The organism is Amycolatopsis speibonae (genome assembly GCF_042647925.1).
GTDB lineage: Bacteria > Actinomycetota > Actinomycetes > Mycobacteriales > Pseudonocardiaceae > Amycolatopsis > Amycolatopsis speibonae.
In genome coordinates this window covers 270,089-285,153 of the sequence record NZ_JBHRWK010000014.1, presented here as the reverse complement: position 1 = coordinate 285,153, position 15,065 = coordinate 270,089, and the positions used below count along the sequence as shown (strand labels likewise).

Below are 15,065 nucleotides of genomic sequence, written 5' to 3'. Positions count from 1 at the left end.
CGAGCTCAGCTGTCCCTATAGGGCACCCCGCAAAAGGTTCCAGTGGGCCTCCGGCCCAAAGAGGGCGCACGGGGTGAAGTCTCCGTCGGGCGCGGAGCGCCCTTGGGGAGACCGCGTTGTGAGACTTCAAAACTCGATGCAACCCGATGCGGGGCAAGGCGCATGTCTAACGACGTGAGGCGCCGCGGCCAATGAGCGGCGCCCGGATCGAGGAGACTCCCTTGCGTACTCGTATCGCTCTTTCCCTCGGCGCGCTGCTGCTGGCGGGCGGCGCAGCCTTCGCGACCACGTCGCTGGCGTCGGCCGACCAGAGCGCTCCGTCGTCGACGGTCACCCCGGCGCCCCAGCCGACCCAGGCTCCCACCACCGCGAAGCCTGTCGAGCCGCCCCGCGCCACCACCGCGCCGGCGCGCGACCCGCGGCCCGTCCAGAAGACCCCGGCGGTCGCCGCCCCGGGCGAGCACCGCGTGCCCAAGGCCGTCCCGGCCGGGCCGACCGGGGACCTGAACCTCCCCGCCATCGTCGAAGGAGCCGGTAACTAGGTGTCGTTGAGCCGCTCGTCGAAGACCGGGACGGGCTCGCCGTGGGACGGCGAGTTCGCCCGGTACTTCGACGAGCGCGCTCACAGCCTGCGCGCCACCGCGTACCTCCTGTGCGGGGACTGGCACCAGGCCGAGGACATCACCCAGGCCGCGCTGCTGAAGCTGTATCTGGCTTGGCCGAGGCTCTCCCGGCACGACGCGCTCGACGGCTACGCGCGCAAGATCGTGCTGCGGACGTTCCTCTCCGAGCACCGGCGCGTCTGGCGCAAACGGGAGAAGCTCGCCGACTCCCTTCCCGAACTCCCGAGCGAAACGGCCGGTACGGAACAGGCGATGCTGGTCAGGCACGCCCTGTCCGGCATCGCCCCGAAGCAGCGGGCCGTACTGGTGCTGCGCTACTTCGAAGACCTCAGCGTCGACGAGACGGCCGCGGCGCTGGGCTGCAGCACGGGGAACGTGAAGAGTCAGGGCGCGCGGGGCCTGGCGACCCTGCGCAAGCGGCTCGGACCGCATTTCAGCGAACTGGCCTTGAGCGGAGCGCACGACGATGGGAGGTGAGGAGATGGACGAGGACATCAAAGGCGTGCTTTCGCACGGTGCGAGTGGTCCCCCGCTGGGCATCCGGGCGGCGGACATCATCGAGCGGGGTGGCCGGATCCGGCGACGACGCAAGCGGCTGGCCGTGGCGGGGAGTTCGCTGGCGACGGTCGCGGTGATCGTGCTCGGCGCGATCGCGGTCGGCGGACGCGGCGGTGAGGGACCCGCGCCGGTGCGACCCGCGGGCCCTGGCCTGTCGACCATCGCCCCGATACCGGCCCCGTCGTCACCTGCCGAGTCGACCCCGCAGCCGGAAGTCACTCCCGGGAAGCCGCCCGATCCGGAGACTTCCGCGAAGCCCGGTCAGACGCGCGCGGTGCCCAAGACCTCTCAGCCAGGGCGCACGGCGACGATCGTCCCTCCCCGCAGCGCGCCCACTCCGACCAAGGAGCCGAGCGAACCGCCGGTCGCGACCACGACGCGGTGATCCGCCGTCCGGAACGTCCGATTCTCAAGATGTCACCCAAAGTAATCAGAAATTCCCCGACATCGACTTCACCTGGTGGTTCATCACCGTTTTGGGGGAACGACGCCTGGGAGATCGGGCCAAAACGCTGAGCCCGGACGTTTGAACACCTACGGTCGAGGGAACAAACCCTCGTCGATGGGTAAGTAAACGGGTGGGTCGGGAGGTCAAACCCATGGCCGAAGAGGCGCTGAGTGCGTCGGATCAGGAAAAAGGGGAACCCGCGGAGGCCCCACCTGAACAGATCAGAAAGGCCGTCGCCGGAGCGGCGATGGGTAACTGCATCGAGTGGTACGACTTCGGTGTTTTCGGCTTCATGCCCGCCATCCTGGGGCAGGTTTTCTTCAACGCTTCCAGCACTTCCGAAGGCGCGCTGGCGACCTTCGCGGTCTTGGCGATCACCTTCATCGTGCGGCCGTTCGGCAGCTTCGTGTTCGGTCCGCTGGGCGACAAGATCGGGCGCCAGAAGGTTCTCGCGCTGACGATCATCCTGATGTCGGGATCGACGTTCATCATCGGCCTGCTGCCGTCCTACGCGACGATCGGTCCGGCCGCGGCGGTCCTCTTGATCTTGTTGCGGACCATCCAAGGCTTCTCGGCGGGCGGTGAGTACGGCGGCGCGGCGACGTTCATCGCCGAGTACGCGCCCGCCCGGCGCCGGGGTTTCTGGGGCAGCTGGCTGGAGTTCGGCACGCTCGTCGGCTTCGCGATGGGCGCCGGGTTCGTCACGATCTTCACCGTCGTCCTCGGCGACGACGCCATGCGCGAATGGGGCTGGCGCCTGCCGTTCCTGATCGCCGGTCCGCTCGGCATCGTCGGTCTCTACCTGCGGAACAAGCTGGAGGACACTCCGCTGTTCCAGGAGATCGAGAAGAAGGACCAGGTCGAGAAGTCGCCGCTGAAGGCGCTGCTCAAGAAGCACTGGACGTCGATCCTGCACCTGATCGGCATCGTGGTGATGCTGAACGTCGCCGACTACATCGTGATCACGTACCTGGAGACCTATCTCAAGGACGTGGTCGGTTTCGGCGGGCACACACCGTTGCTGATCATCCTGGCGACCATCGCGCTGATGCTGATCTTGATCGTCCCGGTCGGCATCCTGTCCGACCGCATCGGGCGAAAACCCATCCTGATCGCGAGTTGCGCGAGCTTCCTGGTGTTGCCGATCCCGGCGTTCTCGCTGATGGGCGCGGCCGCGGACGACCAGAACGCCTTGCAGCTCATGCTCGGCCTGGTGATGATCGCGGTCCCGCTGGTGCTGATCCTCGCCGTGCTCGCGGCGACGCTGCCGGCGATGTTCCCGACGCAGGAGCGCTACGGCGGCTTCTCCATCGGGTACAGCGTTTCCACCGCGCTCTTCGGCGGGACGGCGTCGTACGTCATCGGCAGCCTGGTGACTTCGACCGGCGACAACCTGTGGCCCGCGTACTACCTGATGGGCGCGGCGGCGATCGCGGCCATCCCGATCCTGCTGCTGCCGGAGACGGCCGGGGTTTCGCTGCGGGGCATCGTGAACTCGCGGATCGCGCGGCGCCGGAAGCCGGAAACGGCCACTCCCGGCGGCGCCTCGGAGCTACCGGCGAGTTAACGTCTGTCCATGAGCCGTATCTCGCAGCCGTGGCCGCCGGTCGAAGTCGAACCGGCGACCGTCCACCCGAAAGCCCCTCAGCCGGGCAGCCATCTCGGCATCCACTTCGGTGAGTGCTTCGGGTGCGGCGACGAGATCGAGGCCGGGCTCCACCTGCATTCGACGGTGGGCGAAGGGACGACGGTGTACTCCAAGTTCACCGTCACCTCCGCCCACCAGGGTGCGCCCGGCCTCGCCCATGGCGGCCTGCTGGCTTGCGCTTTCGACGAGGCGCTCGGCGCCACCGTCGGCAACCTGCTGCGTCGCCCCGCCGTCACCGGGAAACTGGAAACGGACTTCCTCCGGCCGGTTCCGGTCGGCTCGACCCTGTACATCGCCACGAAACTGGACGGCGTCGCCGGGCGGAAGATCTACGTGAGCGCCGACGGACGGCTCGACGCCGAAGACGGCCCTGTCGCGGTGCGTGCGCGGGCGTTGTTCGTGCGGGTCGAGTTCGAGCACTTCAGCACCCACGGGGACCCCGAGGCACTGCAGAAACTCGCCGCCGCGCACGAAAAGGCCAAGCGCGAACGCGAATGGGACATCAACCCCTGAGCGTTTCGTCCTAGGTGAGCGTCCTCGGCCGGATCGCGTTGGCCTTGTCGACGAGTTCGACGCGCTGGTCGATGGTTCCGGCCAGCCGGGCCAGCGTCCGGTAGCAGCGCTCGAGGCCGAAGCGCAGGTCCCGCTCGTCCAGGGCGCAGCCCAGCACCTTCGCCCCCGGCGTCGGCCGGTTCTGCGAGTTGAGCCAGCCGTGCGCCGCTTCGAGCACCTCCGCCGACAGACGCGTGCGGCGTTCGGCGTCGAGCTGCAGGCGCTCCAGCCGCGTCGACGCGTCGACGAGATCCCGCTCGGACACCATCACCGGGTCCTTGCCGCCGCCGTTGATCCTGGTCTTGATCTTGATCGCGGCCACCTGCGCGGCGACGTAGTGCGTCGACGACGCCGGGACGGCCTCCAGCACCTCGATCGCGCTGGCCCTGGCCCCCTGCGCGAGGTACACGCGAGCGAGCCCGAAGGCCGCGCTGACGTACGACCGGTCCGTTCGCCACACCAGCTCGTAGTAGCGCGCGGCGCCGAAGTAGTCCCCGACTCCCTCCGCGCTGACGGCCAAAGCCAGCTTCGGCGCGATCTCGCCGGGAAGGTCGTCGTACACCGCTTCGAACGCGACGTGCGCGACACGGGACCGGCCGCCCGCGAGCTCGATCAGGCCGCGGTACCAGTCGATCCGCCAGTCGTGCGGGAAACCGGCCTTGATCGCGAGGTACTGCGCGGCCTGCAGCTGCCGCTGCGCCTCGACCAGCTCACCGAGCTCGATCCGGGCCCGCACGATGCGCAACCGGACCTCGATCGACTCGCGCGGCGCTCCGGCCAGCGAATCGATCGCGCCGCCGGGATCGAGCGCGACCGTCGAGGCGAGCACGCCCGCCGCCGGGTCGTCCGTGTCGACCTGCGGGATCGGCAGGCCCGAGACGACCTCGCCCGGATCCGGCAGCGGCACGCTCCCGCCGTGCTCCGGGACCACCAGGTCCACGCCGAACGTGCGGGTCTCCGGGCCGAAGACGGTCGAAGCGCCCGGGCGCGGCTTCCCGGTGCCCAGCGCCATGATCTCGCGGAGCACACCGGTCAGCTGGTCGCCCATCTCCTCGGCCGCGATGAACCGGCGGTCCGGGTCGGTATGCGTCGCGCGCTTCAGGAAACGGTGGTACGAACCGAAAAGCGCGAACAGCGGGACGACGTCCGGGCCGGGCAGGGTCGCCTTGTACTTGCTGGTGTACCCGGAGAACTCGAAGCTGAGGACGGCGAGCGTGCGGCCGACCGTGTAAAGATCGGATGCCACCGAAGCGCCGTGGGTCGCCAGCTCGGGCGCGCTGTAGCCGGTGGTGAAGAACAGCGGGCTCTCGTAGTCGTCGACGCGGCGGACCGCGCCGAGGTCGATCAGCTTGAGCTGCTCGTGCGTCTGGATGACGTTGTCGGGCTTGAGGTCGCAGTACAGCAGGTTCTGGCTGTGCAGGTAGCCCATGGCGGGCAGGATCTCGAGCCCGTAGGCGATCACCTGCCCGATCGGGAGCGGCTCCGGGCGCTTCGTCTCGCGGTGGTGCGCGAGCGCGAGCTGGCGCAGCGACTGGCCGCCGACGTACTCCATGACGATGTAGCCGACGGAGTTGCCGGTGTCGCCGTCCGGATGCTGCACGAAGTTGTGGATCTTGACGATGTTGGGGTGTTCGACCTCGGCGAGGAACCGCTGCTCGTTGGCGGCGGCCGCCATCGCGGTGGCGTCACCGGTGTCGATCAGGCCCTTGAGGACCACCCAGCGGTCGCTGACGTTGTGGTCCTGCGCGAGGTAGATCCAGCCGAGCCCGCCGTACGCGAGGGCGCCGAGCACCTCGTACTGGCCGCCGACGATCTCGTTCGGCCGCAGCTTCGGGACGAAGGAGAACGGGTTCCCGCATTTCTCGCAGTTGCCCTCCGGCGAGCCGGGTTTGCCGTCCTTGCCGCGGCCGACCTTCGCGCTGCAGCTGCTGCAGAAGCGCTTCTCCTCCGACACCATCGGGTTGTCGAGGACGGCGGACGCCGGGTCGCGGTACGGCACCTGCGGGACGTCGACGAGCCCGGCGCCGAGGCGGCCGCGACGAGACGTGCGCGACGACGTCCGGCGCGCGGTGCCGGGGAACGAACCCGTTCCGGTGCCGGTGCCCCGGCTGCCCGATCCGGTGCCTGTAGCGGTGCCCCGGCTTTCGCTGGCACGTTCGGGGAGGACGCTTTCGGTGCCGGGATCCGGGAGCGGGCCGTGCCCGTGGTCGACGCGCGGCGACGGCGGCATGATGCTCTGCGTCTCCGGGGTCGGCGAGGAGAGCACGCTGGTCGGCTGGGGCACGTCGACGGGCGCCTGCCACGCGGGGCGGACGACCTGGGTCTGCGGGCTCACGGGGGCCATCTCGCCCGGCGGGCGCGTCGGGTCCTCGGCGCCGGGGATCGGCCGCTGCTGGCCGCGCGGCGGAGTCTGCGGACGCTGGACCGGAGCGTGGTAGATGGTGCGCTCGGCGTCCGTCTCCGGCTGGGGCTTCGCCTTCGGCGGCTCGGAGAAGTCGAGCCTGCCGGAAATGGACGGTTCGGGCGTTTCCCAGCGGACCGGAGCCGGCGGCGTCCAGGAGGCGGATTCCGCTTCCTTGTCCGGCGTGGCGTCATCCGGCGCTGCGTGCCGAGGACGGCGCGGCTCTTCCGACACTGGTACCTCCCGAATCCCCGCGACGGCTTGGGACCTGATCCTAGACGTGAGCAGGCGGGTCCTGCCCGCGCCGGGTCGAACCCGCTACGGTGCGAGAGAGAACCGATTCAGCAGGTGATGAGGGGGAGGCCCGGGTGCCTGCGTCATTTTCGATGTCGATGGCCCAGCTCGACGTCGTACTCGAAGAACTCGGGCTCGGCAGATTCGTGCTGCCCTTCACGATCCCGACCGTCGGTACCACCGTCACGGAACGCGAGCGGCACTGCGAAGAGGTCTGGGCCGGCCTGGCCGACCGAGGCTTCGCACGCGGCCGCGAACTCCTGCGCGACTACGAACAGACACTCCGGCTCTGGGCCACGGGAGACTTCGTCGTCACCCTGGAGGCGCACGAAGTCGAGCAGGACTCCGAATACCTCTATCGGGGTAGCTGGAACCAGCGTTCGGGCGTCGTGAGCCAGCAACGCGGATTCGACATCCTCTTCGAGCCGGTTTACCCCGAACAGGTCATCGGGGCCCTCCTCGACAACCTGCCGTCACTACCACCATTCCCCGGACGGGTGACGACGTCCAGCACCCTCCCCCCGTCCAAACGACCGGACGACCCGTTCGCCAAGGACCCCGGCAACCTCCGCCTGGGCGCGGCCGGCCGGTTCTTCGAATTCCCGCTCGCGAGGCTCGGCACGCTCGGCATCACCCTGCGCGACGATCGAGGCAAACCGCAGCAGAAGAGCGTCCAGTGGTTCGACAGCGTCCAAGGCCGCTTCATGCTCACCACCGACCGCTTCCCCGATGGCGAAGTCCGTCGCACGTTCACCCCGACGAACGGCTCCCACCTGGCACGATGGATCCACGAGCTGGTCGAAGCCGCCCGCGTCGGCAGCGCGTGATCCTCGCCGGAAGGCGGCCTTCGGGGCCGGACGAGCTGAGCGAAAGGTTTTGAGGATTACTGGCTACCACAAACAGGCCGCGACGCTCACCGGCTGCCAAGGTCGTAGTGTTCGACGGCCTCAAAGCCTGCGACCTGGTCCTTCTTCAGTCCCGACGTCGCCTCCCCCGGCCTTGCAAAGCTCTCGTGGCCTGTGCTTTCACGCTCATCGCATGTTCCGGGAACACAGCTGGTGCGCTATGAGAGCGACAATGGCTGTCAAACCTCAAAGCGCCGTTATGGCTCCGTCAGCGCTTACCTTGTCGACAACGCAGGCATAGACCAATACGACAAGAACGAAGGTTTCCAGAGCCCCACCACCATCTCCGGCCGAGACGCCGTCGAGATCTCAGGCTTCGGCGGAAGCGCCAGCGCCTGCCTCATCGGGGTGTCCGTGACACCGAAGGCACGCGCATCGATCAGCTTGACCCTTAGCGGTGGAACAAACGAGCAAGCCTGTACCCAAGTGCGGCCGATCGCGGAGAAGTTCTCGGCACAGTTACCCCGGGAAGCTGACAGCGACCAGTCACTCGCCAGGGTCAATTTGGCTGTCACAAGCTCCATCTCTACGACGGGCTCCCCCTGACACGACAAGCCCATGACCTGGTCGAAGCCGCCCGCGTCGATAGCGCGTGATCCTCGCCGGAAGGGCCCCTTCCAAGCCGTTTCCGCTGATATCGTGATCTGACGAGCGCTACGAGTAACCGGGACTGGCACAGGGGAGAGACCATGACTGACGGCACCGGCGAACCGCCGGGCGGCTTCTCGCAGATGCTGGGCGACTTCTCGGCGCAGGCCGACGCGATGGTGACCGCGGCCAAGGAGGGGAAGTTCAAGGTCAGTGAAGAGGCCGGGGAAGCCCTGAAGAAGGCGATCAACGACTATGTCTTTGACTGGAACAGCAACAAACGCTGGTTCCAGCGCCTTGCGGAAAAACCGAAGCTGGGCACCGGTCCATACGCGCAGCGGATCGGCGACCATGCGGTTCTGGTCGCCGATGGTGACGACTTGTCCGCGAAGAAACAGCTGGACATGTTGAGAGACATCGTGCTCCGGGCAAACGAAGCCATCGACCTGGCTAAGACCAAGTATAAGCAGCAAGACGAACATGGCGTTGACGCATTCAAGAATCTGAAACAGGGCTGACTTCCTTCCTATGAAACTTCACCTCCGCTACCGCTTGCTACCGGCCCTGACGGTCGCGTTGCTCACCGCGACCGCTTGTTCGTCGGAGAAACCTGGAACAGCGACACCTATACCGACGTCATCCAATCCGAGTACGGCGACCTCGTCCGGCACTGGTCCTGCAGACATCTTCGGTGCTCTGAAAGCATGCGACCTGCTGGAGCCGACAACCGCGGCCAAGGGGTTCGAGTCTCCAAAGGTGGAGACCTACGAGAGCGAAAACGGATGTGGAACCGCGAAACGCGGCTACGCCTCCGTCAGCATCTATCTCGTCTCCGACGCCGGGATCGACAAGCTGTCACCTGGGCAAGGAACCAAAGTTCCCTCGAAGTTGAATGGCCGCGAAGCGGTCGAAATCCCGGGTGACGCGGGAACCGATGCCTGCACAGTCGCTGTCGCGGTCGGCCCCAACTCACGAATGACCGCGTCAACCACCCTGGAGCAGACAGGAACCAACGAAGAAGCCTGCGCGCTGTCCAGGGAAATCGCCACAGCCGCGGAACCCAAACTGCCTAGAGGCAACTGACTACGGAACGGGAGGGACCATGGTCAACGTCGGGCAAGACGACTTCGACAGTAAGTTCTCGGCACTGGGTAACACCGGCCGGACGTACGAGGCCAAGCGGTACTCCGAGACGTACGACGAGGTCAACGCGGGTCCCGGCGGGAACGCCCTCACGGCGAGGCTGACGGCTGAGGCGAAGGCGGGGCAATACTCGGCCGATCAGGCAGCGGCGCTTACGCAGGGCCAGCAGTTCCGCACGGGCCTCAGCCCCTCGGAACAGCGCTACGAAGCAGTCCCGCACGGCGAACTGAAGAACATGGTCACGCAGGACCTCGACCCTCGCGACATCGACGAGAAGGGCGAGCTCTGGAACAACCAGGGCAACTCCCTGAACACCTTCAGCAACGCCGTCCGCGACGCGATCGGCAAAGAGGGCGAGCACTGGCAGGGCGACGGCGCCAAGTCGGTCACCGACTTCTTCTCCAACGTCAGCAAGTGGGCCGACACCGCGGGCGACGGCGCGTACCTCGCCTCCAACCGCTTCTCCCAGTCCGCCGCGGCGGCCACAGCGGCGAAGAACTCCATGCCCGAAGAGGTCCCCTTCGATCGCAACGCCGAGTACAAGAACGCGATGCAGCAGCTCGGGAGCGGGAACTTCGCGGGTGCGGTGGAGACGGTCGGCAACATCTCGGCCAAGCAGGAGCAGTCGTTCCAGGCGCATCAGCAGGCCGCGCAGGTGATGCACACCTACGACCAGTCGCTCTTCGACGTCAATTCCCGGCAGCCCACGTTCGCCCCGCCGCCGGAAATGGGCGATTCGACGACGGCGTCCGGGTTTTCCGGGGGTACTGAGGCAAAGGGCTTCAGCGGCGGGCCGGGCTCCGGGCCGGGCTACCCGGGCGGACCTGGTCCTGGTCCTGGACCTGGGCCAGGACCGGGGCCGACGTCGGGGCCAGGGCCCGGGATCACCACGGGCGGCGGGCACACCGGGGGGCCGGGTCCGGGGCAGTCGCTCAGCGGGCCGCCGGGGACGTTCCGGCCCGGGCCGACGCCGGGGCTGGCGGCCGTGAACGGTCCTGGTCCCTCCGGGCTCGGGCGGCTGGGCAGCGAGCAGTACCGCGGCAAGCCCGGCCGGACGCCGAGCGGGCCGGGTGGCAGCGCGGCGAGTCGGTTGACCGGCGGCGGGAGCGGCGGGTTCGGGCGCAACGGCGGGTCGGGCAACGTCGCCGAGCGGCTCGCGGGCGGCAAGGTTCCGGCCGGCGAGGCCGAGAAGCTCGCCGGCAAGGGCGGCGGGTCCGGGGCGGGCAAGCTGCCCGAGGAGCGGGTCACCCGGGGTGGCGCGGCCGCGGCGGGCAAGAGCGGCGGCCAGGGTCCGCTGGGCGGCGGCGGTCCCGGCGGCAAGGGGCAGAAGGAAGAGGACAAGGAAAAGAAGGCCCCGGACTACCTGCAGGAGGAAGACGCCGACGTGTTGTTCGGCGGCTACGACGGCGACATGAAGCCGGTGCCGCCGGTGATCGGCGAGAAGTAGACCGAAGCGGGCCGTTCGGGAGCGAATCCCGAACGGCCCGTTCTCACTTGTACTGGGCCGAAGGCGGCGTTCCGCCTTCGAGCTTGTTCCCGACCCACTTCGCGTAGCTCGCCTGCCACGCGCCACCGCGCACGTTCTCCAGCACGGCGTTCACGTACCGCACCATGTCCTCGTTCTCCTTCGGGACACCGATGCCGTAGTTCTCCTCGCTGAACCGGTCCCCCACGATCTTCAGTGTCGGGTCCTGCGCGAGCATCCCGGCGAGGATGACGTCGTCCGTCGACACGGCCTCGACCTGTTTCTGCTGCAACATCACCAGGCAGTCCGACCAGTTGTCCACCGAGACCGGCACCGGCTTCGAGGGATCCGCCGCGATCTTCGTCAGCGAAGTCGACGTCTTGGTCGCGCACACGCGCCGACCCGCGAGGTCCGAAAGCTGCGCGACCTTCGACCCGGATTCGACCAGGATCCGTTGCCCCGCCTGGTAGTACGCCGTCGAGAAGCCGACCCTCTTCAGCCGGCTGCAGGTGATGCTGTAGGTCCGGACGACGATGTCGACCTGCTTCTTCTCCAGCACCTCTTCCCGCAGTTTCGACGGGATCGCCCGGAACTGCACGCGGCCTTCCGCGCTGCCGAAGATCGCCTTCGCGATCTCGTTGACCATGTCGATGTCGAAACCTTCGAGCTGGCCCGACGTCGGATTCCGGAAACCGAACAGGAACGTCGTCTGATCGACGCCGGCGACGAGTTTGCCGTTTTCCTTGATCTTCGCCATTGTCGAGCCGCTGGTGATCGACGTGCCGTTGGTCGGCCGCAGGCTCGCCAGCGGGTTGCAGCTCGTGTCGGTCGTCCCGCCGCCACCGGCGTTGTCGGCGCCGCCGACGTTCGCTGGCTGCGGCGGGGCGACGTCGCCGGCGGGAGCCGGGTCGACCGGCGCCCCCGCGCTGCCGCAAGCCGTCGCCAGCACCAGGACCGCGCCGAGCACGGCCCCTCGCAGACCGTTCCGCATCACCGGTACTCCCTCAGCCGTTCACGGATTCCCAACGCGGACCCCGCAGCCGCGATCAACGCCAGCACCGCGATCCCCGGCGCGAGCAGGGTCAGGGCGCGGTCGGCACCACGGGTACCGTCGAGGAATTCCTGCCGTCCCACGTTGATCGCGGCCACCAGGTTCTCGTCGAGCCGCAGGAACGCCCCGGCCGCGCCGTCCTTCTTGTCGTCACGGATGGCCGTGTCGACGGCGTCCTGGTAGAAGCCGTCGTCGTCCAGGCGCCGCACTTCGCGGTGCGCCTTGAACCACGCCGACGCCGCTTGGATCGCCGCGTCCACCTTCTCCGCCGCCGCGCCGCCCGCCGCGAGGCCGTGGGCCTCGCCCAGCAGGCCGCCCTGGCCGTCCGACCCGCCGAGTTGCGCGGCGAGATCGCCGAAGTCCTTCTCGTACGCCGCGCCGTCGCCGCGGGCGACGAGGGTCAGCGTTTCGTCGGCTCGCGCCTGCAGCGCCGCGATCCGGGCGCGGACGAGGACGTCCGCCTGGTGCGAGCCGTCTTCCTCGCCGCTGCCGACGAGACTGGTCTGCACGACCATCGCCACCGCGCCCCACAGCAGAGCTACCACCACCGACACGGTCGCGGCGGCGAGCCCCACATTCAGCAGCCGATTGGTCTTCCGGGTCAGGTGCACCTGGGTGACGATCAGCGCGGCCAGCAGGGCGAGCATCAAAGCCGTTGTCAGCCAAGGGAATCCGGTCGCGTCGTCCTGTTCGGCGGCGAGCCTGTCGGTGTCGATGCGGTATAGATCCTGTGCCGCGGGAAGGATTTTCGCCCGCATCAGTTCGGAAGCCTCGCGCAGATACGAGGCACCGACGGGATAACCCTGCCGGTTGTAGGTACGCGCGGTCTCGATCAGTCCTGTGTAGACGGGGATCTCGCGGCCGAGGATGTTGATCTGTTCGGCCGCTTCGTCGACACCGGAAGAGTCCGACGCCGCCTTCGCCAGCGCGGCGCCGGCCTCCGCGACGTCGCGTTCGTACCGCTGGCGCATCGGGAGCGGCTCGGTGCCGATCGAAAGGAAGGAACTGGCCGCTGTCGCGTCGGCGTCCGAAAGCGCGCGGTAGACCTGTTGCGCCGCGGCCGCGAGGGGTTCGCGGTGGTCGATCAGGCCGTTGATCGTGTCCTTCTTGTCCTGCGCGGCCAGCGTGCCGAACAGCCCCGCGACCAGTGAAAGCAGCACGAGCCCGATCGCGATGACCGAAAGCCTGCCCGGTGTGGTCGCCGCGGACCGGATGATCGCGCGGATCCCGTTCCCCGGCAGTTCGAGCAGCCCGGCGATCCCGCTGCGGCCTTCCGGCGCAGGGGGCGGCGCGGGGCTGCCCGGCGGCCCCGGCCGGGTCACTGTGCTCGTCATCGCCGTTCCTCCCCATTGGCTCTACCCGCAAAGAAGGTATCCGAGTCGGGATCGGCGCAGCCAGTGACACCGGCGTGTGTCATCGGCACGTGATCTGCGCGCCGGGTCAAAGGCCTTTTTCCAGGCCGTACCGTACGGCCTCCGCACGATTGCGCACACCGATCTTGGCGAAAGCGTGATTGATGTGGCTTTTCACGGTGGCCTCGCCGATGAACAGCTCGGCGGCGATTTCCGGATTGGACAGCCCGCGCGAGATGAGTCCGAGCACTTCGGCTTCGCGGGCGGTGAGCCCGTCCGGGAATTCGGTCTTGGCCCGGGTGACCGTTCTCGATTCGAGTGCCGCGACGAGCCTGTCGGAGACTTCGGCGGCGAAGATCGCCTGCCCGTTGGCGGCGGAGCGGACGGCCGCCCCGATCTCGGCGCGGCCTGCGTCCTTGGTCAGGTAGCCGCGGGCCCCGGCGCGCAACGCGTCGGCGATCGAAGCGTCGTCCGCGTACGTCGTGAGGACGACGACCGCGACCTCCGGACGATCGCGTTTGAGCAGCCTGGTGGTGGCCACCCCGTCCAGGACGGGCATGCGCAGGTCCATCAGCACGACGTCGGCCGCGGTGTGGCGGAGCAGGTCCAGCGCCTGCCGCCCGTCACCCGCGGAACCGGCGACCTCGACCCCGTCGATCAGCCCGAGCAACGCGACGAGCCCTTCGCGCATGACCTGCTGGTCATCGACCACGACCACCCGGATCACGCCCGCACCACCGCCTCCACCGTCCAGCGCCCGTCATCCGGGCCCGCGGTCAGCGTGCCACCGGCGAGCGCGAGCCGCTCCCTCATCCCGGTGAGACCGAATCCGCCGGTCTCCTCCGATCGGACGGTGTCGCCGAGTTCGTTCCACACCCGCAGGCGGACCTCCGAAGGGGTGAAGAGCAGCCGGAGCGACACCGGCCGCCCGGAAGCGTGCTTGGCCGCGTTGGTCAACGCCTCCCGCGCGACGCCCACCAGCGAGACCACCTCGGCGGACGGCAGCGGCCGCTGCTCCCCCGAGACCTCGACGGACACCCCGTCATGGTGCGCCTCCGCCAAGTGGCGCAAGGCTTCGGCCAGCGACGGGACGTCGTTGCGCAGGGCCGCGACGGCGTCGCGTGCTTCGGACAGTCCGTCGGCGGCGAGCTTCCTGGACAGCCGGATCCTGCCGAGCGCACCGTCCACATCGGACTTCTCGGCCAGCAGTGCCTCGGCCACCTCCAGGTGGATCCCCAGCGCCCCCAGCGAATGCGCGAGGACGTCGTGGATCTCCCTGGCGATCCGCGTGCGTTCGTCGAGCGCGGCCGCCCGCGCGTGTTCGCTCTGCGCCAGCTTGGTCTGTTCCAGCAGCGCGGCCGCCTGCGCCGCCTGCACCTCGTACTGCCGCCGGTTCAGCCCCAGCAGCATCAGCACGAGCAGCACGCCGACGTTGCCGAACACCAGCGGCGCGGAAGCACCCGCGACCAGGCCGGTGACCGCCGCGAGGCTCACGTCGAGCCCCACCACCCCCAGAATGGCGGCCACCGACGGCTCGGTCAGGGTGGCGAACCGGCTGACCGTGACCACCGCCAGCACGATGGCGGAGGAGTCCTCCGCCCAGCCGAGCGCGATCGACGGCGCGATGCTCGCCACCGCGAGCAGCACAGTCGCCACCCGGGGGAACCGCGGGGAGGCCGCCACGAAGCCCAGCCAGCAGGCGCCGGAGACCCCGTACGCCGTCCAGATCCACGCGCTGGACTCGCTCGCGGTCAGCAGCACCACCACGACCGCGGCCGTGCCGAGCAGCTGGACGACCAGCCAGCTCGGCGCGATCGTGTCCGGCAGCAGCGGCCTCTCCCGTTTCCCCATGTCCCCCCTCAGTGATCGCTCAGCCGCGTGATCATCTCGACCAGGATCAGGCGGTACGCCAGGAACCCCAGCAGGACGACGACACCTACCACTACCAGCCCCAACAGGCCTTTCACGTTCATTTTTCCCATGGCTCGAACGTTAGGCACGCCGAGGGGTGGACCGGGACCGTCGCCGGGTGGAGCC

Annotated in this window: 15 protein-coding genes; 9 read left to right on the top strand and 6 right to left on the bottom strand. The window is 68.6% G+C overall.

The window, feature by feature from the left end:
* Nucleotides 1–191 precede the first annotated feature (191 nt).
* The 5 genes from ACFOSH_RS09325 (at nt 192) to ACFOSH_RS09305 (ending at nt 3,790) form a co-directional block, all read left to right on the top strand.
* Complete coding sequence (locus tag ACFOSH_RS09325; protein ID WP_378238331.1) at nt 192–542, top strand: hypothetical protein; 351 nt, start codon at nt 192–194, stop codon at nt 540–542.
* A complete protein-coding gene (locus tag ACFOSH_RS09320; RefSeq protein WP_378238330.1) occupies nt 543–1,100 on the top strand; it encodes a SigE family RNA polymerase sigma factor in 558 nt (185 codons plus the stop codon). It begins immediately after the preceding gene.
* A gap of 4 nt (nt 1,101–1,104) precedes the next feature.
* On the top strand, nt 1,105–1,566 hold the full coding sequence (locus ACFOSH_RS09315) for a hypothetical protein (protein WP_378238328.1): 462 nt from the start codon (nt 1,105–1,107) through the stop codon (nt 1,564–1,566).
* A 214-nt stretch (nt 1,567–1,780) separates the two neighbouring features.
* Nucleotides 1,781–3,196, top strand: coding sequence for an MFS transporter (locus tag ACFOSH_RS09310; protein ID WP_378238327.1), 1,416 nt, complete (start codon nt 1,781–1,783; stop codon nt 3,194–3,196).
* Nucleotides 3,197–3,205: 9 nt separating this feature from the next.
* A complete protein-coding gene (locus tag ACFOSH_RS09305) occupies nt 3,206–3,790 on the top strand; it encodes a PaaI family thioesterase (RefSeq protein WP_020633063.1) in 585 nt (194 codons plus the stop codon).
* Between the two features lie 10 nt (nt 3,791–3,800).
* Here the strand turns inward: ACFOSH_RS09305 and ACFOSH_RS09300 are convergent, their stop codons facing one another.
* Complete coding sequence (locus ACFOSH_RS09300; RefSeq protein WP_378238325.1) at nt 3,801–6,464, bottom strand: tetratricopeptide repeat protein; 2,664 nt, start codon at nt 6,462–6,464, stop codon at nt 3,801–3,803.
* A gap of 134 nt (nt 6,465–6,598) precedes the next feature.
* Here ACFOSH_RS09300 and ACFOSH_RS09295 point away from each other — a divergent pair, with 134 nt between their 5' ends.
* The 4 genes from ACFOSH_RS09295 to ACFOSH_RS09280 all read left to right on the top strand — a co-directional run bounded on the left by ACFOSH_RS09295 (nt 6,599) and on the right by ACFOSH_RS09280 (nt 10,607).
* Nucleotides 6,599–7,351, top strand: a complete 753-nt coding sequence (locus ACFOSH_RS09295; RefSeq protein WP_378238324.1) for an ESX secretion-associated protein EspG — start codon at nt 6,599–6,601, stop codon at nt 7,349–7,351.
* A gap of 767 nt (nt 7,352–8,118) precedes the next feature.
* Complete coding sequence (locus ACFOSH_RS09290; protein WP_378238322.1) at nt 8,119–8,535, top strand: hypothetical protein; 417 nt, start codon at nt 8,119–8,121, stop codon at nt 8,533–8,535.
* Between the two features lie 10 nt (nt 8,536–8,545).
* Nucleotides 8,546–9,100 (top strand): DUF3558 family protein, encoded by a 555-nt coding sequence (locus ACFOSH_RS09285; RefSeq protein ID WP_378238321.1) that lies wholly within the window; start codon nt 8,546–8,548, stop codon nt 9,098–9,100.
* A gap of 19 nt (nt 9,101–9,119) precedes the next feature.
* Nucleotides 9,120–10,607: a hypothetical protein gene (locus ACFOSH_RS09280; protein ID WP_378238320.1), complete on the top strand. Its 1,488-nt coding sequence runs from the start codon at nt 9,120–9,122 to the stop codon at nt 10,605–10,607.
* A gap of 43 nt (nt 10,608–10,650) precedes the next feature.
* Here the strand turns inward: ACFOSH_RS09280 and ACFOSH_RS09275 are convergent, their stop codons facing one another.
* The 5 genes from ACFOSH_RS09275 to ACFOSH_RS09255 form a co-directional block, all read right to left on the bottom strand.
* Nucleotides 10,651–11,616: a glutamate ABC transporter substrate-binding protein gene (locus tag ACFOSH_RS09275; RefSeq protein WP_378238319.1), complete on the bottom strand. Its 966-nt coding sequence runs from the start codon at nt 11,614–11,616 to the stop codon at nt 10,651–10,653.
* Nucleotides 11,616–13,010 carry a hypothetical protein gene (locus tag ACFOSH_RS09270; protein ID WP_378238318.1) on the bottom strand — a complete coding sequence of 465 codons (1,395 nt, stop codon included), beginning with the start codon at nt 13,008–13,010 and terminating at the stop codon, nt 11,616–11,618. Before ACFOSH_RS09270 ends, ACFOSH_RS09275 begins: the two co-directional genes overlap by 1 nt.
* Before the next feature lie 106 nt (nt 13,011–13,116).
* Nucleotides 13,117–13,755 carry a response regulator gene (locus ACFOSH_RS09265; protein ID WP_378238316.1) on the bottom strand — a complete coding sequence of 213 codons (639 nt, stop codon included), beginning with the start codon at nt 13,753–13,755 and terminating at the stop codon, nt 13,117–13,119.
* The gene (locus ACFOSH_RS09260; protein ID WP_378238314.1) at nt 13,752–14,879 is read right to left on the bottom strand and encodes a sensor histidine kinase; all 1,128 of its coding nucleotides are present in this window, start codon (nt 14,877–14,879) and stop codon (nt 13,752–13,754) included. The genes ACFOSH_RS09265 and ACFOSH_RS09260 overlap by 4 nt, the downstream gene beginning before the upstream one ends.
* Before the next feature lie 8 nt (nt 14,880–14,887).
* Entirely contained in the window at nt 14,888–15,010 is a 123-nt protein-coding gene (locus ACFOSH_RS09255; RefSeq protein WP_255432399.1) for a hypothetical protein, read from the bottom strand.
* Nucleotides 15,011–15,065 lie beyond the last annotated feature (55 nt).

Coding starts and splice junctions, on each gene's coding strand:
- ACFOSH_RS09315 (WP_378238328.1), top strand. CDS start 1,105: ATGGACGAGGACATCAAAGGCGTGCTTTCGCACGGTGCGAGTGGTCCC.
- ACFOSH_RS09310 (WP_378238327.1), top strand. CDS start 1,781: ATGGCCGAAGAGGCGCTGAGTGCGTCGGATCAGGAAAAAGGGGAACCC.
- ACFOSH_RS09305 (WP_020633063.1), top strand. CDS start 3,206: ATGAGCCGTATCTCGCAGCCGTGGCCGCCGGTCGAAGTCGAACCGGCG.
- ACFOSH_RS09325 (WP_378238331.1), top strand. CDS start 192: ATGAGCGGCGCCCGGATCGAGGAGACTCCCTTGCGTACTCGTATCGCT.
- ACFOSH_RS09280 (WP_378238320.1), top strand. CDS start 9,120: ATGGTCAACGTCGGGCAAGACGACTTCGACAGTAAGTTCTCGGCACTG.
- ACFOSH_RS09275 (WP_378238319.1), bottom strand. CDS start 11,616: ATGCGGAACGGTCTGCGAGGGGCCGTGCTCGGCGCGGTCCTGGTGCTG.
- ACFOSH_RS09270 (WP_378238318.1), bottom strand. CDS start 13,010: ATGACGAGCACAGTGACCCGGCCGGGGCCGCCGGGCAGCCCCGCGCCG.
- ACFOSH_RS09290 (WP_378238322.1), top strand. CDS start 8,119: ATGACTGACGGCACCGGCGAACCGCCGGGCGGCTTCTCGCAGATGCTG.
- ACFOSH_RS09255 (WP_255432399.1), bottom strand. CDS start 15,010: ATGGGAAAAATGAACGTGAAAGGCCTGTTGGGGCTGGTAGTGGTAGGT.
- ACFOSH_RS09285 (WP_378238321.1), top strand. CDS start 8,546: ATGAAACTTCACCTCCGCTACCGCTTGCTACCGGCCCTGACGGTCGCG.
- ACFOSH_RS09260 (WP_378238314.1), bottom strand. CDS start 14,879: ATGGGGAAACGGGAGAGGCCGCTGCTGCCGGACACGATCGCGCCGAGC.